The sequence below is a fragment of the Saccharothrix sp. NBAS 001 genome, assembly GCF_056640475.1.
Genome location: NZ_CM153251.1, coordinates 10,356,639 through 10,376,435 on the forward strand (window position 1 = coordinate 10,356,639; position 19,797 = coordinate 10,376,435).

The following is a 19,797-nucleotide window of genomic DNA, read 5'->3' on the forward strand; positions in this document are numbered from 1 at the left end:
GAAACCGACCGAGTGCTCGGTTAGCTTTCAGGGCATGACCATCCCGGGCTCGCGTGGCCCCTACTCGGTGGGGATCGCGCGCAAACAACGCATCCTGGACGTGGCGCTCGACTTCTTCGCGTTGCAGGGCTACCGCGGGTCGTCGCTGCGCGACATCGCCGACCGCGTCGGCATCAGCCAGGCGGGCCTCCTGCACCACTTCAAGTCCAAGGAGGACCTGCTCGCCGCGGTGCTCAAGCAGCGCGACGACACCGACATAGCGTGGTACGAGCAGCAGCGCGCCGACGGCGTCAGCGGCCTGTCCGTGCTGCGCCGCCTCGTCGAGCACAACATGACCGTGCCCGGCCTGGTCCGCCTGTTCGTCACGCTGTCCGCCGAGTCGACCGACCCCGACCACCCGGCGCACGAGTACTTCCGCGACCGCTACCGGGAGAGCCGCGAGCTGTTCGGCGGCATGCTGGCCGACGCGCAGCGCGAAGGCGAGATCCGGCCGGACGTCGACGTCGCGCTGACCGCGCCGCTGCTCATCGCGGCGCTCGACGGCCTCCAGATCCAGTGGCTGCTGGAACCCGGGTTCGACCTGGCCGGCGAGATCGACGCGTACCTGGACTCCATCCGCACGAGGAGCGCGAATGCCTGACACGGCCGTCGAAAGAGCACTGCGGGCGCTGAGCCTGGAGCAGAAGGTCCGCCTGCTGACCGGTGCCGACTTCTGGCACGTCCACGCCGAACCGGCGGCCGGCCTCGCCTCCGTGCTCACCTCGGACGGCCCGGCCGGTGTGCGCGGCGAGCGCTGGGAGGAGCGCCACAAGTCCGTGTCCTTCCCGTCGCCGACCGCGCTCGCCGCGACCTGGGACGAAGAACTGCTGTGGACGGTCGGCGCGGCGCTGGCCGCCGAGGCGCGCACCAAGGACGTCCACGTGGTGCTCGGCCCGACCATCAACATCCAGCGCAGCCCGCTGGGCGGCAGGCACTTCGAGTGCTTCTCCGAAGACCCGCTGCTGACCGGCCGGCTCGCCGTCGCCTACGTGCGCGGCCTCCAGGAGCACGGCATCGCGGCCACGCCCAAGCACTACGTGGCCAACGACTCCGAGACCGAGCGCTTCACGATGACCGTGCGAGTGGACGAGCGCGCGCTGCGGGAGCTGTACCTCGCGCCGTTCGAACAGGCCGTGGTCGAGGGCGGCGCGTGGGCCGTGATGGCCGCGTACAACGCCGTCAACGGGCCCACCATGACCGAGAACGACCTGCTGGCCGAGCCGCTGAAGGGGGAGTGGGGCTTCGACGGCGTGGTGATGTCGGACTGGGCCGCCACCCGCACCACCGAGGACGCCGGCAACGCCGCGCTCGACCTGGTGATGCCCGGCCCCACCGGGCCGTGGGGCGACGCGCTGGTCGACGCGGTCGTCGCCGGCCGGGTGGCCGAGCCGGTCGTGGACGACAAGGTCCGCCGGCTGCTCCGGCTCGCCGCGCGGGTCGGCGCGCTGCGGGACGTGCCGGTGTCGTGGCCGGTGCCCGACGTCGACCCCGCCGCCGTGGCCCGGCAGGCCGCCGCGCGGTCGATGGCGTTGCTGCGCAACGACAACGCGCTGCTCCCGCTCGCCCCCGACACCCTCGCCAGGGTCGCCGTGATCGGCCCGAACGCCGAAGAGGGCCGCGCGCAGGGCGGCGGCAGCGCCGAAGTCCACCCGTACTACCGGGTCTCGCCCGTCGACGGGATCCGCGCCGCCCTGCCCGCCGCCGAGATCACCCTGTCCCGGGGCGCGCGCACGGTGTTCGGGCTGGTCAACCTGTCCGAGCGGGACGACCTGGTGGACCCCGAGACCGGCGAGCCCGGCCTGCGGATGCGCCGGTTCGGCCCGGACGGTGGACTGCTGCTGTCCGAGCACCGCGAGTCCGGCCGGCTGTTCATCCACGAGATGGAGCGCGGCGACACCGCCGTGGTCGAGGTCAAGACCATCTTCCGCGCCCCGCACGACGGCGTCTACCGGTTCGGCGTCGCCGGGATCGGGCGGTACCTGCTCACCGCGTCCGGGCGGACCCTGGTGGACGAGGTGGTCGCGCCCGCCGAGGACGGCGACATCGCGGAGGGCATCCTGAGCCTGCCGGAGCGCTCCGGGCCGTGCGAACTGGTCGCCGGCGAACGGGTTTCGTTGCTGCTGCGGCACGTCGTGGACCCCGCGTCCCGGGTCACGTCGGTCAAGATCGGCGTCGAGAAGCCCCAGCCCGACCCGGACGAGGAGTTCGCCGAAGCCGTCGCCCGCGCCGCCGAGGCGGACGTGGCGGTCGTCGTCGTCGGCACCACCGACCGGACCGAGACCGAGGGCCTGGACCGGGTCGGGCTCGCGCTGCCCGGCCGGCAGGACGACCTGGTCCGGGCCGTGGCCGCGGTCAACCCGCGCACGGTCGTCGTGGTCAACTCCGGCGGCCCCGTTCTCCTGCCGTGGCGGGAAGAGGTCGCCGCCGTGCTGCTGGCGTGGCTGCCCGGCCAGGAGTTCGGCAACGCGCTCGCGGACGTGCTGCTCGGCGCGGCCGAGCCCGGCGGCCGGCTGCCCACCACGTGGCCGGCGGCCGAGCAGGACGTGCCGGTGCTCGAAACCCGGCCGGTGGACGGGCAACTCGCCTACGAGGAGTCGATCCACGTCGGCTACCGGGCGTGGGCGCGGGCCGGGGCGAAGCCCGCGTACGCGTTCGGCAGCGGCCTGGGCTACACGGAGTGGACCCTGCACGGCGCGGACGTGCCCGACACCGTCTCCGGTGCCGCCGTGGTCACCGCGCGCCTGCGCAACACCGGCGGACGGGCCGGGCGCACGGTCGTGCAGGCGTACCTGTCCCGGCCGGACTCCGCCGTCGAACGGCCTTCGCTGTGGCTGGCCGGGTTCGCGGTCGTCGCGGCGGGTGCGGGCGAGGACGTGACGGTGACGATCACCCTGGCGCGCAGGGCGTTCCAGCACTGGGACGGCGGCTGGCAGGTCGAACCGGGCACCTTCCGGCTCGGACTCGGGTTCGCCGCCGACGACGTCGTCGCGAGCTACCCCGTGGAGGTGCGGTGATGGACGCCGAACTCGCCGCCGGACTCGGGCCCCGCCCCGACGTCGAGCTGACGCCAGACCTGATCGCCCCGCTGCGGCAGCGGGCCGCCGCGCGCATCGCCGCCCGGCCGCCACTGCCCGCCGGGACGCCCGTCGAAGTGTCCACTGTGGACATCACGGAATCGTTGAGAGCCAGGGTGTACACGCCCGACGTGCGAACCTCCGAGGCCGGTCTGCTGTGGCTGCACGGCGGCGGCTGGACGTTCGGCGAGCCGGCATCCGACGACCCCACCCTGGTCCGGTTCGCCGCGGAGCTGGGCATCCCCGTGGTGTCCCCGGACTACCGGCTCGCCCCCGAACACCCGCACCCCGCCGCGCTGGACGACTGCCACCAGGCGCTGACCTGGCTCACCTCGGGCGTGCTCGGCGTGCGTCCGGACCGGGTCACGGTGGCCGGCGCGAGCGCGGGCGGTGCCCTCGCCGCTGGCCTGTGCCTGCTGGCCCGCGATCGCGGCGGACCCCGGATCAAGGCGCAGTTCCTGGTGTACCCGGCCCTCGACGACCGGGCCGACGCGGACGACCCGCACGGCCCGATCCGGCGCAGCGACGTCCGCTGGCTGTGGGGCAACTACCTGGCCGGGGTGCGGGAGGTGACCGGCTACGCCGCGCCGGCCCGCGCCGAGTCCCTGGCCGGCCTGCCGCCGACGTCGGTGTTCGTCACCAGCGGCGACCCGTTGCGCGAGGAGGGGTGGGCGTTCGCGACCCGTCTGATGAGCGAGCAGGTCGACACCAGGGTCCACTTCCTCCCCGGCGGCTTCCACGGTTTCGACTACGGCGCACCGGACGCGACGTTCTCCCGCGACGCCGTCACCAGTTGGATCCACACCCTCCGGGAGATCGCGCTATGACCCCCACCCCGCCTCCCGCCCCGACTCCGCCTCCCGCCCCGACTCCACCTCCCACCACCCCGCCTGCCACCACGCCACCTGTTGCCACGCCGCCACTCCCCGGCCCTGCGGCCCCCGCCGGCCCGGTCCCGTCGACGCCCCTCTCCTCGAAGATGCGCGCGGTGATCCGGCTGACCGAGCGGGGCGCGCGGGACAACCGCGGCGTCGCCGAACCGCCCCTGGCGGCCCGGCGCGCGCGGATGGAGACCCGTGCCGCCCTGCTCTGCCCGCTCCCCGACGACGTGGTCCGGACCGAGCCGGACGTGGGCGTGCCGTGCGAACTGCTCACCCCGCCCGGGGCCGACCCGGCGCGGGCGGTGCTGTTCCTGCACGGCGGCGGGTACGAGAACGGCTCCCCGCGCACCCACCGCGAACTGGCCTCGCGCATCGGCCGCGCCGCCGGGGCGGCCGTGCTCGTGCCGGACTACCGGCTCGCCCCCGAACACCGGCACCCGGCGGCCGTCGAGGACGCGATCACCGCCTACCGGTGGCTGCTGGCGCGGCACGAGGCGGGCTCGATCACGGTCGCCGGCGATTCGGCGGGCGGCGGTCTGGCGCTGGCGACCGTGATCGCGGCCCGCGACCTCGGGCTCCCGCTGCCCGGCGCGGCGGCGGCGCTGTCGCCGTGGACCGACCTCACGTGCGCCTCGCCGTCGTTGCGGGCCTTGGCGGACGCGGATCCGGTGTTGCGGCCGGAGCGGATCGGCGAGCTGTCCGCCCAGTTCGCGGACGACCCGCGCGACCCGCTCGCGTCGCCGTTGCTCGCGGACCTGGCCGGGCTCCCGCCGCTGCTGATCCAGGTCGGCAGCCGGGAGATCCTGCTGGACGACTCCGTCCGGTTCGCCGAGGCGGCGCGCGCGGCCGGGGTGGACGTCACGCTGGAGGTCGGCGACGGGTTGCTGCATGTCTGGCACATGGCCTGGTGTGCGGCGGAAGCCCTCGCGGCGACCGACCGGGTCGGGGCGTTCCTGGCCGAGAACTCCGGCGGTTCGCGGGATTCGAATTTTCTTTAACCGAGTAACGGGAACACTGTTACCGTACGAGAATCGAGGACGATCACCCGTACGTGTGACCAGTGCCGCCGTCGGCCCTCGGTCAGGACGGCAGGCCGCGCTCGGATAGTAGCGCGGCCACGCCCTGGAGCAGGCGATCCAGGCCGAACGCGTAGGCGTGTTCCGGGTTGTGCGCCGCCTGGTGCGCCTCACCCGCGGCCTGGCCGACGCGCGCCGCGATCGGGAACCGGCCCGGGTCGAACACCTCCGCGACCAGCGGCTGGACCTTCTGCCACCACTGCTCGTCGCTGATGCCGGTGCGGCGCACCGCGCGATCGGCCTCGACCCGGCGGCGGGCGACGCCCTCGACGTGCGTCAGGACCAGGGTGAGCACCGAGTCCATCTCGACGTCGGTCAGGCCGACGCCCTCGATCACCGCCAGCTCGCGTTCGTACTTGGTGATCGTGTGCGGCCCCAACGGCGGGCGTCCGGTGAACACCTGCAGCACCCACGGGTGTCGCATGTAGAGGGTCCAGTTCACCTGCGCGACTCGGCGCAGCCCGTCCTGCCAGGACGCGTCGCCGTTCGGCGGGGTGTCGGCCGGCGGGGTGTCGGCCGGCGGGGTGTCGGCGGACGGGGTGTCGGCCGGTGCGGTGTCGGCGCGTGGGGTCCGGGGCCGGTCCAGCTGCTCGACGGCCTCGCCGTGGACCTTGTCGAGCATCGCCTCCACCAGTTCCTCGCGGGACGCGATGTAGGTGTAGAGCGACATCGTGCCCACGCCCAGCGATTCCGCGACCCGGCGCATGGACAGCGGGCCCAGGTCCTGGTCGCGGTCGGCGATCTCGACGGCGGCGGTGACCACCTGGGCGGTGGTCAGGGTGTGCTTGGGGCCGCGCCGGGGGAGTTGCCGGGTGCCCCACAGCGTGGCGATCGTCCGCGCCGGGTCGCCACCGCCGCTGATCTCGGTCATGGGGGCATTGTAGGCGCACTATTCCGTACGGCGTACGTAAAGCTGTGCTACAGTTCTCCGTATGGCATACGAAGAGAGTCCTCCGCTCCCGGTCCCGGCCGGTGAACCGGCCATCGAGGCGGTCGGCGTGGGCAAGAGCTACCAGGGCTCGCCCGCGCTCGACGGGTTCGACCTGACCGTCCGGGCGGGCTCCGTGTGCGGCCTGCTCGGTCCGAACGGCGCGGGCAAGACCACCGCCGTGCGGATCCTGTCCACGCTGCTCCGGCCGGACACCGGCCAGGTCCGGGTGGCCGGGTGCGACGTGCTCGCCGACCCGCGCGCGGTGCGCTACCGGATCGGCCTGGTCGGGCAGAACGCCTCGGTGGACGAGGTCCTCACCGGCCGGCAGAACCTCGTGCTGTTCGGCCGGCTCTACCACCTGCCCGCCGCCGCGGCCCGGCGGCGGGCCGACGAGCTGCTGGAGCGCTTCGACCTGACCGGGGCGGCGCACCGGCCGGTCGCCGGGTACTCCGGCGGGATGCGCCGCCGGCTCGACCTGGCCACCAGCCTGATCCTGTCGCCGCCGGTGCTGTTCCTCGACGAGCCGACCACCGGGCTCGACCCGAGGGCGCGCGCCGACGTGTGGGACTCGGTCCGGTCGCTGGTCGGCTCCGGCACGACCGTCCTGCTCACCACCCAGTACCTGGAGGAGGCCGACCGGCTGGCCGACCGGATCGCGGTGATCGACGCCGGCCGGGTGGTCGCCGAGGGCACCCCGGACGAGCTGAAGGCGAAGGTGGGCCCGGACCGGGTCGAGACCGTCACCCGCAAACCCACCCTGGACGAGGTCTTCCTGCACCTGACCGGGAACCCGGCCACGCGGAGGGCGGCATGACGGTCGCGATCGGCTTGCGGGACACCGCGACGCTCACCGGGCGGATCCTGCTGCACTGGCGGCAGCGGCCGGTGTCCATCGCGCTGGGGCTGCTGTTCCCGGTGCTGATGGTGCTGATGTTCGGGTACCTGTTCGGCGGCGCGATGGCCGTCCCGGACGGGCGTTACCTCGATTTCCTCGTCCCCGGGATGCTGGCGATGACGATGTTGTTCGGCCTGGAGGCGATGACCGTCGCGGTCACCACCGACGCCGCGCGGGGCGTCACCGAGCGGATCCGCGCCATGCCGGTCTCGACGGCCGCCGTCCTCGCCGGGCGGTGCGTCGCCGACCTGCTCAACGCCCTGGTGGGGATCGGGGTGATGGTGGTGACCGGGCTGCTGGTCGGGTGGACCGCGCACCGCGGGTTCCTGCCGGCGCTGGCGGCGGTGGGGTTGTTGGTGTGGCTGAGGTTCGCGTTCACGTGGGTCGGCAGCTACCTCGGCCTGCTGCTCAAGACGCCGGAGTCGGCGGTGGCCGTGCAGGTGCTGGTCTGGCCGGTCGGGTTCCTGTCCGGCGCGTTCGTGTCGCCGGCGACCATGCCGGGCTGGCTCGGCGCGATCAGCACGTGGAACCCGTTGTCGGCCACCGCGACCGCGATCCGGGACCTGTTCGGCAACCCGGGTTGGCACGCCGAGGGCTGGGCCGCCGCGAACTCGGTCCTGCTCGCGCTGCTCTGGCCGGCCCTGCTCACCGCGGTCTTCCTGCCGCCGGCGGTGCGGCGCTACCGGGCATTGGGCAGGTGAGCGCCGGGGGCGGTGGTCCGGATTCGGCCGGCGCGACGGCGGGCCGCCGCCGAGTTCATCGACGAGTTGGCGAGTGACACCGCCGAGGGCCTGCTGGGCAGCTCGGGCGGCCGGTTCTTCGACACCGGGCCGGGACGTCGAGCGGCGGGGCCTGGCTGGTGCCCAGGCCGTGCGGCTGCTCGGCCTGGGTACCGACCGTTCGCCGAGGCGTGCGGGCCGGCGGCGGCGCGGGGCGTGGGGGCACGTCGACGGCACGTTCGGGTTGTGGGCGGCGGCGAGCGGACAACTCCGGCACCTGGTCGCGGGGGTCGATCGCGCGGATTCGTGGACGGGCACAAGTGGCTCAACGTGCCGTCCGACTCCGGGTTCGTGTTCGTCCGTCACCCGGACGCGCACCGCGCGGCGGTGTCGACCCGCGCGAGCTACCTCGTGCACGCCGACGAGAACGCCCGGCCCCGGCTCGCGACCAGCTCGACCGGACGCCCGAGTGGTCTCGCCGAGCCCGCGCGGTGCCGGTCTACGCGGCGATCAGGTCGTTGTGGCGCAAGGGAATCGCGGCCATGGTCGATGGCTGCGTCGAGCACGCCCGGCGGCTGGTGGCCGGGATCGGCGCGCTGCCCGGCGCGGAAGTGCTCGCCCGGCCGGTGATCAACCAGGGCTTGGTGCGGTTCCTGGCCCCGGACGGCGACCACGACGCGCACACCGACCGCGTCATCGAGCGCGTGCGACGTGGTGGCGAGGCGTGGTTCGGTGGCACCACGTGGAACGGTGTGCGCGCCGTGCGGATCTCCGTCGTCAACTGGCGCACCGACGATCGGGCCGCGGAACGTGCCGTCGCGGCCGTGCGCGCCGCCCTGGGCTGACGGCCGGGCGCGCCCCCACCTGTGGAGGCGCGACCGCTGGAGCCCCGGCCCATGTCGCAGCCCATCACCATGCGGTCGTCGAACGGCCCGGCGTCCTTCGCCGCGCCCTGGCAGTACCAGAGGTTGCGGCCGTCGAAGTCCGTCCTGCGGTACCCGTCCGCCGGCCAGAACGCGACCGCGGCGACGTCGTAGTCGAGGTCGCCGCCGTTCTGCCGGCCCACGGTGGCGTTGGCGTACCTGAACGCCCAGCGGCCGTGCGGCTCCCGGCCGTTGTCGGCGTCCGGCACGAACATGAAGCTGCCGTAGTAGTTCCCGGCTCCGCCGCCACCCCGGTGGACGCTGTGCCCGGCCGTCCACACCGTGTTCCGGTTGCCGGCGGTGATGATCGACGCGGTGCAGCTGCCCCCGGTCGAGTACAGCTTGCCCGACGTCACGGCTGGCGACTGGCCCTGCCGGTTCCACCGCTGCGCCTGTTCCACAGCGGCGGCACCGACGTCGGACCGGCCCTGCGCGGTGATCTCCCCGGGCGTCCTCGTAGGTGGTCGAGACCCCCGAACCGCCTGCGGCCGGATCGGCCGGCGCGGCGTTCGCGGCACCGGCCGCGCCCCCGCGACAACGAGCGCGACGGCCCTCACCGCAGCGACCCTGGTCACCTGCTCCACATCGTCCTGGCCATTTTCCCCCTTGATCGCGATGGAAGCGGGGGAATTCCCGGTCGATCGGAAATCCCCCCGACTTCTGATCGACACCGATGTCAAGTAGCTCATCCCATGATCGCCAACAGCCGTGCGTGCGCCGCGAAGGCCGCGACGCACGCACCCTTTCCGGAGCGGGTTGTGCGCGGTACGTAATGCGCTTCCGGGTCGGTGTGGGAGGTAATTTCCGCCCGCCTTGCGCGAGTGCCTTACGCGACCGGGTTGCGCAACGTGCCGATGCCTTCCACGAACACCTCGACCACGTCCCCGGACCGCAGCGAGCGCTTGGGTTCCATGAACTCGCCGCAGCCCCACGGCGTGCCGGTCAGCACGACGTCGCCCGGCAGGAGGGTGAACGAACGCGAGCAGTGCGCGAGCAGCTCCGCCACGCCGAACAGCATCTCCGCCGTGCTGGAGTCCTGCACGGTCTCGCCGTTGACCCGCGTGCCCAGCCGCAGCCGCTGCGGGTCGCCGAGTTCGTCCGGGGTGACGATCACCGGGCCCAGCGGGCAGAACGTGTCCAGGCTCTTGCCGCGCACCCACTGCCCGTCGCCGAACTGGAGGTCCCGCGCGGAGACGTCGTTGGCCACCGTGTACCCGGCGACGGCCGCGAGCGCCTCGTCCGGACCCGCGTGGCGCAGCGGGGTCCCGATCACCGCGGCGAGTTCGACCTCCCAGTCCACCCGCGAGGTCAGCTCCGGGTCGAACACGATCGGCTCGTCCGGTCCGATGACGCTGGACGGGAACTTCGCGAAGATCAGCGGTTCGGCCGGCTCGGCCATGCCGGACTCGCGGATGTGGTCGAGGTAGTTCAACCCGATGGCGACGATCTTGCCCGGCCGCAGCGGGGCCACCGGCCGGGCGTCCTCGACCGGTTCGGTGGCCGCCATGGCGAGCCGGGGGAGCGCGGGATCCCCGATCAGGTCCTGGAGGGCGAGCCCGGCGGGCACGTCCAGCGCCAGCCACGCGCCACCGCGCTCCACGGCCGCGACCGCCGTCGCGCCTGCCTGCACCATGCCGAGCCTCATCGGGATTCTCCTTGCGCAACATCGGGGTCGGGCCCGTCGAGCGTCGACCGGTAGGGCGGCATGAACCGGTGCCGGGGCATCTGGTCGGCGAGCACGCCGCCGTCCACCACGAGCGTCGCGCCGGTCACGTAGCGGGCGGCGGCGGAGGCCAGGTAGACCACGGCCCCGGCGACGTCCTGCGGCTTGCCGTAGCCGCCGCGCAGCGGGATGCGCTCCTCCCACGCCGCCTCGAACTCCCCCTGCCGCAGCGCGAAGTCGTCGCCGATCGCGGTGTCGATCATGCCGGGCGCGACCGCGTTCACGGTGATGTCGTGCGGGCCCAGTTCGGCCGCCAGCGACTTGGTGAGCAGTTCGACCGCGCCCTTGGACGCGTTGTAGTGCGCCAGGCCGGCCTCGGCCACCAGCCCGTTCTTGGACGAGATGTTCACGATCCGGCCGGGCCGCCCGGCCGCGATCAGGTGTTCGGCCACCCGCTGGGACAGGAAGAACACGGCGTCCACGTTGACCGCCATGAGATCGCGCCAGCGGCGCGGGGTGATCTCGTTGAAGTGCTCCAGCCACGCCACCCCGGCGTTGTTGACCAGGACGTCGACCGGGCCCTCGGCCCAGATCCGGTCGACCAGGCCGGCCAGCCCCTCGGTGTCGGCCAGGTCGTAGGCGACGCAACGGCAATCGCGGCCGAACGACTCGACCAGCGCGCGGGTCTCGTCCAGCGGCGGGCCGCCGGGGCGGTCCAGCAGCACCAGGTCGGCCCCGGCCTCGGCCAGCGCCGCCGCGCACGCCCGGCCCAGGCCCCGGGCCGCCCCGGTGACCAGCGCGGTGCCGATCGGCTCGAAGGTCACGACAGGCCCAGCAGGTCGAGCGAGTCCCGGTGGATCAGCCGCTCGACCTCGTCCCGGTCCAGCGGCGCCAGGCCCGGGATCCCCGGCACCGCGCCGATTTCGCGCAACCCGTCGATCGACGCGTCGACCGTCGTGAACGGGTAGTCGCTGCCGAACAGCAGCTTGGGCCACACCCCGTAGTCCTGGACCAGGCGGAGGCTGTGCCAGAGCTGGAACGGCCGGTAGTGCAGCGCGGAGACGTCGGCGTACACGTGCCGGTGCTTGCGGATCACCGCGATGCACTCGCCCTCGTACGGATGTCCCAGGTGCGCCAACACCATCCGCAGTTCCGGGTGCCGGATGGCCACCTCGTCCAGGTGGATCGGCAGCGCCCACTTCAGCGGCGCCTTCGACACGAACGTCGTGCCGGTGTGCACCAGCAGCGGCAGGCCGTGCCGCTCCGCGTAGCCGTACAGGTCGTCCAGTTCCGGCGCGGCCGGGTCGAAGCCCGCGTACATCGGCATCAGCTTGATGCCGCGCAGCCCCAGGTCCTGGTGGCCGTGCTCCAGTTCGTCGCGCCACCCCGGCTGGGTCGGGTCCAGCGACAGGTAGCCGATCAGCCGCTCCGGCTGGGCCGCGACGTACTGCGCGACCGCGCTGTCGTCCACCCACAGGCCGGACAGGCGCGCCTTGCCGCCCACCACGATCGTCCGGGTGCCCGCCGGCGCGGTGGCCGCGTAGTCCGTCCAGCGCACGGTGAGGTCGACGTGACCGCCGTGCGCGCGGGCGGACTCGGCGGCGAACGGGTCGCCGACGTGGTCCGGGCAGTCGAACAGGTGCGAGTGCACGTCCACGATCATGTGCGGTTCCGTTTCTCCCAGCCTTCGGCGAACATGTTCCAGAAGCCGTGGCTCGGCGGGTGTTCGGCGAACACCTCGTCCACCAGGTCGACGCCGAGGCCGGGCCGCTGCGGGATGGCGACGTGCCCGTCCACCACCGGGAGCGTGCCGCGCAGCGCCTCGAACACGAACGGCTCCAGCAGGCCGTCGAACGTCTCCAGGATCTTGAAGTTCGGGATGCCCAGCACCGAGTGGACCGACACCGTGGTGCACAGCGGGGAGTTCGAGTTGTGCGGTGCGACGACCATCGAGTGCAGGTCGGCCAGCGCGGCGAGCTTGCGCACCTCGGTGAACCCGCCCGCCATGGACAGGTCCGGCTGGATGATGTCGACGGCGTTGGTGGCGAACAGCCGCGCGTACTCGTAGCGGTTGTGGAAGTGCTCGCCGCCGGAGATCGGGAACGCCGCCCGCGCGCGCAGTTCGGCGTAGCGCTCGATGTGCGTCCACGGCAGGGGTTCCTCGAACCAGCCGATGTCGAACGGTTCCAGGTCGCGCACCAGCCGCGCGGCGGTGTGGAAGGCGAACCGCGCGTGGCCCTCGATGAACAGGTCCACGTCCGGCCCGACGGCCTCGCGCACCGCGCCCACGATGTCCAGTGACAGCTTCAGCTCCGACCGGGACAGCTCGCCCAGGCCCGCGCCGAACGGGTCGAACTTCAGCGCGGTGAACCCCGACGCCACGGTCTGCCGGGCCCGTTCGGCGAACGCCGCGGGCTCGCGCTCCCCGGTGTACCAGCCGTTCGCGTACACCCGGACGCGGTCCCGGCAGGCGCCGCCGGTCAACCGGTAGGTCGGCACACCGAGCGCCTTGCCCATGATGTCGTGCAGCGCCTGGTCGACGCCGGAGAGCACGATGCCGCCGATGTCGCCGCCGCGCAGGAAGTCGCCCTGGTAGAGCCGCAGCCAGATCTCCTCGACGTCGAACGGGTCCGCGCCGACCAGGTGCCGCTGCGCCATCGCCTCGGCGAGTTGGCACGTCTCGCGGCCCCGGTAGGGGTGGGTGATCTCGCCGATGCCGGTCAGGCCCTCGTCGGTGTGCACGCGGACGTACCCGAAGTCCCGCCACGCGGTGCCGAGCATGAGCGTCTCGACCCGGCTGATCCGCCCCGCCGGCCCCGGCGCGCGCGTCTTGTCGATGGTCAGCACTCGCGCGCTCCGGCCATCGTGGAGGCGGCGGCGAGGTCGGCCGGCGAGCCGGGGTCGGCGAGCTGGGCGCGCACGGCCGCCTCGGTGGCCTCCAGCAGCCGGTCCACATCGGACTCCTGGTGCGCGTAGGACAGGTGGCTGCGCTTGAGGTTCAACGGCAGCTCGAAGACACCGTGCTCGATCATCCTCCGACGGTAGCCGATGAACATGGCGGTGTCGTTGGCGAGGAGGTCGTCGTAACGACGCGCGGGCCCGTCCATGAAGTAGGTGACGAACACCGAGCCGTACCCGGTCGCCACGGCCGGCACGCCGAGCCCGGCGAACAGCGCGCCGAGTTCGCGGCGGACCCGGTCGCCGAGCCGGAACACGTGCTCGTGCACGGGTTCGCGGCGCAGCTTGCCCAGGGTCGCCTGGGCGGCGGCCACTACGGAGGGGTGGCCGTTGTAGGTGCCCGCGAAGAACACCGGCGCGCCGGGCCGTGAGCTGAACATGTCCATCAGGTCGGCCCGCCCGCCGATGGCCCCGATCGGGTAGCCGTTGGCGATCGCCTTGCCCATGGTGGTCAGGTCGGGGGTGATGCCGCAGATCTCCTGCCAACCGCCCAGGCCGTGCCGGACGCCGGTGATCACCTCGTCGAAGACCAGCACGCTGCCGTGCCGGGTGCACTCCGACCGCAGGGTCTCCAGGAAGTCCTGCTCCGGCAGCAGGCAGCCGACGTTGTGCGGCACGGGTTCCACGATGATGGCGGCGATGTCGTCGCCGTGCTCGGCGAACGCCCGGCGCACGGCGGCGGAGTCGTTGAACGGCAGCACGAGCGTGGCGTCCAGGACGCCGGGCAGGATGCCGGTGGAGATGGGGTCGGGCCGGCCGACGCGGTCCGGCGCGGAGATCACGTTGAGGCTGACCGAGTCGTGCCAGCCGTGGTAGCAGCCCTGGAACTTCACCACCAGCCGGCGGCCGGTGGCGGCCCGCGCGACGCGCAGCGCGTGGAAGGTGGCCTCGGAGCCGGTGCTGGTGAGCAGCACGCGTTCCATGCTCGGCACCAGTTCGGTCAACGTCTCGGCGAGGTCGACCTCCCCTTCGGTCACGCCGACGCCGCACAGGTCGAGCCGCCGGGCCGCGTCCGCCACGGCCGCGTCGACCTCGGGGTCGGCGTGGCCGAGCAGGGGCGGGCCGAAGGCCGCGTGGTAGTCGGTGTACTCCCGCCCGTCCGCGTCCCAGAACCGCGCGCCGGAGGCCCTGGCGATGACCAGGTCCTCCAGGCCGGGCACGTTGCGCTGCCCGCTGTTGACGCCGCCGGGGATGACCCGGCGGGCCCTCTCGGACAGGGAGGTGGACGAGTTCGCTTGCTGGATCACGTGGTTTCTCCTCGGTGGCCGTCCCGGGCCAGCCCCGCCCCGGACGACGCGGATCTTCCGCCGCAGTTCACCCTTTCAGAACACTATTCGGCCAGGCCGAACAAGTGGCGTCAGCCTAGGTCGCGGAAACGCCGTGGTCAACGGGTTCTGTGGAGATTTGTGCGGCAGGGCGCTACGCTGTTCGGTCATGACGAACAGTGAGCGGGAAGACTCCCGGTACTGGGTCCGCAGCGTCGCCCGCGCCGCCGAGGTGCTGGAGGTGCTCGCCGGGGGAGCGCCCGGTCGGGGGCTGAGCGTGACCGAGGTGGCCGCCGCGTGCGGCCTGTCGAAGAGTTCCGCGTTCGCCACCCTGCACACGCTCCACCAGGTCGGACTGGCCGCCGACGACGGCGAGGGGATGAACCGCCGGTACCGGCTCGGGATGGCCCTGGCCCGGCTCGGCGAGCGGGCCCGCGAGCAGCTCTCGCTGCGCGACGTGGCCCGCCCGGTGCTCGTGGAGCTGACCGAGACGACCGGGATGACCTCCCGGCTGGCCGTCTCCGACAGCGACCACGCGGTGGTGGTCGACCAGGTCGGCAACGGCGACCGGGTGCAGGTGGACCTGCGGATGGGCAAGCGCGAGCTGCCGCACTGCACGGGGCTGGGCAAGGCGTTACTCGCCGAGCTGGCGCCGGCGCAGGTGGTCGAGCTGGTCACCCGGGTCGGGCTGCCCCGGCGCACCGACCGCACCATCACCGACGTGGACCAGCTCCTGGCGCACCTGCGCGACATCCGGGAGGCCGGCTACGCCTTCGACGACGAGGAGGACGCCAAGGGCGTGTTCTGCATCGGCTCCGCGCTGCACGACCACACCGGGACGTGCGCCGGCGCGATCAGCATCACCGGGCTCAAGCTCGGTCTGCCCACGTGGCGGTACCAGGAACTGGGCCGCCAGGTGCGCGACGCGGCGGTCCGGATCTCCGCCCGGCTGGGGCACCGCCCTTGACGCCCGTCGCGCAACGTGCTTAAAGTTCGCCACCTTCGGGCGAACACCCGGCCCCGCGCTGTCGCAGCCCCCGACCGCGGACGATCCGGCCTCGCAGCTCCGCCGCTTGCACGCCACCGCGTGTCCGCCCGACCTCCCCACCTCCCGGCTGCCGCACAGCGGCGGCTCGCGCACGCGAAAGTCGAGGCACCCGTGAGCGAAGACGAGCGGTCGGCACGGCCGCAGGGCGGCGAGGTCCGGTCCGTGGCAACGGTTTCCGAGCTGCTGCGGCTGGACCGGTCGAAAACTCCACATGGGACGGTCGTGCGCGTGGCGGGCTACCACCAGGCCGGTGACGGCGGTGGGATGCTGCTGCGCTGGGACGCCTCGTCCACCGCGCCCGCCAACGGCGGCACGGTGCTCGGCGGCCCGCGCGCCGGGCGCTGGCTCCAGTCGCACGGCGGGGTCGGGGACTTCCGGACGTTCGGGATCCTCGACGGTTCCCGGCCCGCCGACGACGCCCTCGACGCGCTGGTGCTCGACCCGTCGATCCGGCGGGTCGAGGCGCACACCGACCTGCTCTTCGTGCGCCGGCACCGGTTCTCCCGGTCGGGGATCGAACTCGACTTCGGCGGGCACACCGTCCGCACCGACGGCATCGAGCGCAACGCGCACGACAACCCGTTCGGCGCGGTGCTGTTCTTCCACGGCGAGGCCACCGACGCGGTGGTCACCCGCACGCTCACCGCCCCGATGCCCGACCAGTCCGACGTCTTCGAGGTCGGCGATTCGGCGAGGTTCGCGGTCGGCCAGTGGTGGACGGCCGTGGTGGACGCCCTGGCCGGCCGCGACGAACGCGAACTCCAGAAGATGGTCCAGGTCACCGGGATCGTGGACGCCACGCGCATCCGGGTCGACTACCGGATCGGCTGGGACCTCGCCCCCGGCCGGACGGTCACGTGGACCAGGGTCGAACCGGTCCAACGCGTCCACGTGCGCGACATGGTGTTCATCGGCGCGGGACCGTACGACGGGCCGCAGAACGGCGAACTGCCCGACGACCGCGAGTACACCGGATCGCACCCCGTCGCCTACGAGTACGCGGTCCGTTGCGACGCAACGGGAATCGACGCCAGCCGCACGTGGTGGCCGGTCGTGATGCGGCGCTGGTGCAGCTACTTCACCACCGAGCGCTGCACGTTGAAGAACCCGCCGACCGTGTTCTACGGCGGCGCGGGCTACCTGACCCAGCAGATCTACTGCCTCTACGGCCGGGTCGCCGACTGCCACACCTCCAACGCCCGCCACCTCAACGACTGGACCGCCTCCGCCTACGGGATCGTGGAGAACTGCCACGGCGACGGCGACGACTCCGGCGGCAACCCGTTCACCACGCACGGCCAGTACGAGCACGACCTGGTGTTCGTCGGCAACTCGGGGTTGATGGACATCGCCAACTCCGGCGCGCAGTGGGGGACCAGCGCGAAGCGGATCACCGTGCGGCGGCACGTGTGCTCCTGGTTCGTGGCCAACACGAAGATCACCGACCTGACGCTGGAGGACGTCCGGGTCGTGCCGCGCTCGACGTTCGACCCCGGCGGCACCCTCGTGGTCAACGCCGACGGCGTGCGGTTGCGCGGCTGCTCGGCGCGGACCTTCGCGGTGGGCCAGCGCTCGGCGCGGTCCACCCGGCCGAACGTCGTGGAGGACTGCGATTTCGACCTCCCGCCGGACCAGGTGCTCGTGCAGACCCCGGTGACCGGCACCGTCCACTTCGTGCGGTGCGTGTTCAACGGCGCGAGCGGCGCGGTCCTGCGCGGCTCCGGCGCGGTGCACTTCACCGACACCGTCGTCGACGGCCGGTCCGGCGCGCCGATGCTGGTCGGCGCGGCCGAGGTGGTCGTGTCCGGCGGTCGGTGGGGCAACACCGGCATCCGGCTCAGCGCCGTGCGCGACCAGCGGATCTCGATCGGCGGCGGCGCGGTCGTGGAGGGCACGAACACCGCGAAGGCGTTGCTGTCACGGGAAACCGGCACCGGCGTGGTCCGCTGGCAGCTCGGCGACTACCTGAGCACCGCCGACGCCGGCACCGCCCACATCGCCGTCACCGCCGGGACCAACCACTACTCCGCCGTCGGCACGCGGTTGCGCGGCGGCACGCTCACGTTGGCGCAGGGGGGTTTCGGCGACGGGTCGTCGCTGCTGCACACCCGTTGCGTCGAGGAGGGCCTCGACAGGACGCTGCCCGCCGACGGGCCGCGCGTCCAGACCACCGGCAACCTGACCGTCTCCAGGAGTACGACATGAGCGCAACCAACAGGTCCCGTCGCGCCCTGCTCGCCGTCGGCGGCGCGGGCGGTCTCGCCCTGCTCGCGCCCGGCATCGCGGGCGCCGACAAGTCGGACAAGCTCAAGGACTCCGTCTACGGCATCTCCACGGTCGCCGAACTGCTCTCGCTGGACCGCCGGAAGATCCCGAACGGCACCCTGGTGCAGGTCGCCGGGTACCACCGGGCCGGTGACGGCGGCGGGATGCTCGTGCGCTGGAACTCGGTCTCCACCACCAAGGCCAACGGCGGCACGGTCCTCGGCGGCCCCGGCGTCGGGCGCTGGCACCAGCTGCACGACGGCGTCGGCGACTTCCGGACCTTCGGCATCCTCGACGGTGCCAAGCCCGCCGACGACGCCCTCGACGCCCTGGTCGGCGACCCGGCCGTCCAGCGCGTCGAGGCGCACACCGACCTCCTGTTCACCCGTCGCCACAAGTACACCCGGTCCGACCTGGAACTGGACTTCGGCGGGCACACCATCCGCACCGAGGGCATCGAGAACAACACCCGCGACAACCCGTTCGGCGCGGTGATGTTCTTCCAGGGCAAGGTCACCGACGCGGTGGTGACCGCGCGGCTGACCGCCGACGTCCCCGAGCTGTCCGACGTCTTCGAGGTCGGCGACTCGGCGAAGTTCGCCGTCGGCCAGTGGTGGGCGGCCGAGGTCGACCAGGGCGCGGGCCGCTGGGAGCGCGAACTCCAGAAGCTCCTGCAGGTCACCCAGATCGTGGACGGCACGCACATCCGCGTGAACTACCTCAACGGCTGGGAGCTGAAGGCCGGGCGCAGCATCACCTGGACGAGGGTCGAGCCGGTCGAGCGCGTCCACGTGCGCAACATGGTCTTCGTCGGCACCGGGACCGACGAGTACACCGGGTCGCACCCCGTGGCCTACGAGTACGCGACCTGGTGCGACGTCTCGGGGATCGACGCGAGCGGGACGTTCTGGCCGGTCGTGATGCGCCGCTGGTGCACGCACTTCCAGACCAGGGCCTGCTCGCTGGCCAACCCGAAGTCCGTCACGTTCGGCGGCGCGGGCTACCTGACCCAGCAGATCTACTGCCTCTACGGCCACGTCGCCGACTGCCACACCTCCAACGCCCGCCACCTCAACGACTGGACCGCCTCCGCGTACGGCCTGGTCGAGAACTGCCACGGCGACGGCGACGACCAGGGCCCGTTCGTCACGCACGGCCAGTACGAGCACGACCTGGTCTACGTCGGCAACTCCGGCCTGATGACCTTCGCGAACTCCGGCGCGGCCTGGGGTTCGGCCGCGAAGCGGATCACCGTCAAGCGCCACGTCTGCTCGTGGTTCGTGGCCCGGGTCAAGGTCACCGACCTGACCCTGGAGGACGTGCGGGTCATCCGCAAGCCGTCCCTGGCGGGCTCCGGGATGATCTGGGTCAACGCCGACGGCGTGCAGCTGCGCGGCTGCTCGGCCGACGACCGGCTGGTCGTCTCGCAGAGTTCCAACCGGTCGAACCGGCCGAACACCATCGAAGGCTGCGACTTCACCATCTCACCGGGCACCGAGATCGTGCAGGGCAACGTCACCGCGCCGGTGCACCTCGTGCGCACCACGCTGTCCAATCTGGACAACAACGCGTGCAACGGGACCGGCGAGCTGCACCTGACCGACTGCACGCTCAACGGCAAGCAGGGCGGCGCGCCGCTCCCGGTGTCCGCGTCGGTGCTGAAGGTCCGGGGCGGCACGGTGTCCGGCACCGGCTTCCGGCTGTCCGGCAAGCAGGACCAGCGCGTGCACGTCGGCGGCGGTGCCGTGCTGACCGGCACCAACAGCGCCAAAGCCCTGCTGTCGCGCAACGAGGCGGGCGGCACCGTCCAATGGGAGCTGCGCGACTACCGCAGCGTGGCCGGCGACGGCGACACCGCGCACGTGGCCGTGCCGAACGGGAAGAACGTCTACACCGCCGTGGGCGCGCACTTCTCCGGCGGGAAGCTCACGCTCGCGCCCGAGGCATTCGGCGGCACGTCGATCCTCCAGCACACGACCTGCGTGGAGGACGGCGTGGCCCGGACCGCACCGGCCGACGGACCGCGCGTCCAGACCACCGGCAACCTCGTCCTCTGACCG

Annotated in this window: 16 protein-coding genes; 9 read left to right on the plus strand and 7 right to left on the minus strand. The window is 72.8% G+C overall.

What is annotated here, in order from left to right:
• The first annotated feature begins 34 nt into the window (after positions 1-34).
• The 4 genes from AC0HI0_RS46985 to AC0HI0_RS47000 all read left to right on the plus strand — a co-directional run bounded on the left by AC0HI0_RS46985 (position 35) and on the right by AC0HI0_RS47000 (position 4,992).
• A complete protein-coding gene (locus AC0HI0_RS46985; RefSeq protein WP_480929931.1) occupies positions 35-640 on the plus strand; it encodes a TetR/AcrR family transcriptional regulator in 606 nt (201 codons plus the stop codon).
• Positions 633-3,053, plus strand: coding sequence for a beta-glucosidase (locus tag AC0HI0_RS46990; RefSeq protein ID WP_480929932.1), 2,421 nt, complete (start codon positions 633-635; stop codon positions 3,051-3,053). The genes AC0HI0_RS46985 and AC0HI0_RS46990 overlap by 8 nt, the downstream gene beginning before the upstream one ends.
• A complete protein-coding gene (locus tag AC0HI0_RS46995) occupies positions 3,053-3,940 on the plus strand; it encodes an alpha/beta hydrolase (protein ID WP_480929933.1) in 888 nt (295 codons plus the stop codon). The genes AC0HI0_RS46990 and AC0HI0_RS46995 overlap by 1 nt, the downstream gene beginning before the upstream one ends.
• Positions 3,941-4,101: 161 nt before the next feature.
• Complete coding sequence (locus AC0HI0_RS47000) at positions 4,102-4,992, plus strand: alpha/beta hydrolase (RefSeq protein WP_480929934.1); 891 nt, start codon at positions 4,102-4,104, stop codon at positions 4,990-4,992.
• Between the two features lie 82 nt (positions 4,993-5,074).
• Here AC0HI0_RS47000 and AC0HI0_RS47005 read toward each other — a convergent pair whose 3' ends face one another.
• Positions 5,075-5,941, minus strand: a complete 867-nt coding sequence (locus AC0HI0_RS47005) for a TetR/AcrR family transcriptional regulator (RefSeq protein WP_480929935.1) — start codon at positions 5,939-5,941, stop codon at positions 5,075-5,077.
• 61 nt (positions 5,942-6,002) lie between these two features.
• Here AC0HI0_RS47005 and AC0HI0_RS47010 point away from each other — a divergent pair, with 61 nt between their 5' ends.
• Both AC0HI0_RS47010 and AC0HI0_RS47015 read left to right on the plus strand, forming a co-directional pair.
• Positions 6,003-6,815 carry an ABC transporter ATP-binding protein gene (locus tag AC0HI0_RS47010; RefSeq protein WP_480929936.1) on the plus strand — a complete coding sequence of 271 codons (813 nt, stop codon included), beginning with the start codon at positions 6,003-6,005 and terminating at the stop codon, positions 6,813-6,815.
• Positions 6,812-7,597, plus strand: coding sequence for an ABC transporter permease (locus tag AC0HI0_RS47015; protein WP_480929937.1), 786 nt, complete (start codon positions 6,812-6,814; stop codon positions 7,595-7,597). The genes AC0HI0_RS47010 and AC0HI0_RS47015 overlap by 4 nt, the downstream gene beginning before the upstream one ends.
• A gap of 517 nt (positions 7,598-8,114) precedes the next feature.
• Here AC0HI0_RS47015 and AC0HI0_RS47020 read toward each other — a convergent pair.
• The 6 genes from AC0HI0_RS47020 to AC0HI0_RS47045 form a co-directional block, all read right to left on the minus strand.
• A complete protein-coding gene (locus tag AC0HI0_RS47020) occupies positions 8,115-8,939 on the minus strand; it encodes a trypsin-like serine peptidase (RefSeq protein WP_480929938.1) in 825 nt (274 codons plus the stop codon).
• A gap of 425 nt (positions 8,940-9,364) precedes the next feature.
• Positions 9,365-10,183 (minus strand): fumarylacetoacetate hydrolase family protein, encoded by an 819-nt coding sequence (locus AC0HI0_RS47025; protein ID WP_480929939.1) that lies wholly within the window; start codon positions 10,181-10,183, stop codon positions 9,365-9,367.
• Positions 10,180-11,025 (minus strand): SDR family NAD(P)-dependent oxidoreductase, encoded by an 846-nt coding sequence (locus tag AC0HI0_RS47030; protein WP_480929940.1) that lies wholly within the window; start codon positions 11,023-11,025, stop codon positions 10,180-10,182. Before AC0HI0_RS47030 ends, AC0HI0_RS47025 begins: the two co-directional genes overlap by 4 nt.
• A complete protein-coding gene (locus AC0HI0_RS47035) occupies positions 11,022-11,864 on the minus strand; it encodes an amidohydrolase family protein (protein WP_480929941.1) in 843 nt (280 codons plus the stop codon). The genes AC0HI0_RS47030 and AC0HI0_RS47035 overlap by 4 nt, the downstream gene beginning before the upstream one ends.
• Positions 11,861-13,048, minus strand: coding sequence for a mandelate racemase/muconate lactonizing enzyme family protein (locus tag AC0HI0_RS47040; protein WP_480929942.1), 1,188 nt, complete (start codon positions 13,046-13,048; stop codon positions 11,861-11,863). The genes AC0HI0_RS47035 and AC0HI0_RS47040 overlap by 4 nt, the downstream gene beginning before the upstream one ends.
• Positions 13,042-14,406 carry an aspartate aminotransferase family protein gene (locus AC0HI0_RS47045; RefSeq protein WP_480929943.1) on the minus strand — a complete coding sequence of 455 codons (1,365 nt, stop codon included), beginning with the start codon at positions 14,404-14,406 and terminating at the stop codon, positions 13,042-13,044. Before AC0HI0_RS47045 ends, AC0HI0_RS47040 begins: the two co-directional genes overlap by 7 nt.
• Before the next feature lie 187 nt (positions 14,407-14,593).
• On the opposite strand from AC0HI0_RS47045, the gene AC0HI0_RS47050 reads away from it, so the two are divergent.
• The 3 genes from AC0HI0_RS47050 to AC0HI0_RS47060 all read left to right on the plus strand — a co-directional run bounded on the left by AC0HI0_RS47050 (position 14,594) and on the right by AC0HI0_RS47060 (position 19,794).
• A complete protein-coding gene (locus AC0HI0_RS47050; RefSeq protein WP_480929944.1) occupies positions 14,594-15,391 on the plus strand; it encodes an IclR family transcriptional regulator in 798 nt (265 codons plus the stop codon).
• 243 nt (positions 15,392-15,634) lie between these two features.
• Entirely contained in the window at positions 15,635-17,677 is a 2,043-nt protein-coding gene (locus AC0HI0_RS47055) for a hypothetical protein (protein ID WP_480929945.1), read from the plus strand.
• The gene (locus tag AC0HI0_RS47060; RefSeq protein WP_480929946.1) at positions 17,674-19,794 is read left to right on the plus strand and encodes a hypothetical protein; all 2,121 of its coding nucleotides are present in this window, start codon (positions 17,674-17,676) and stop codon (positions 19,792-19,794) included. The genes AC0HI0_RS47055 and AC0HI0_RS47060 overlap by 4 nt, the downstream gene beginning before the upstream one ends.
• The last annotated feature ends 3 nt before the right edge of the window (positions 19,795-19,797 follow it).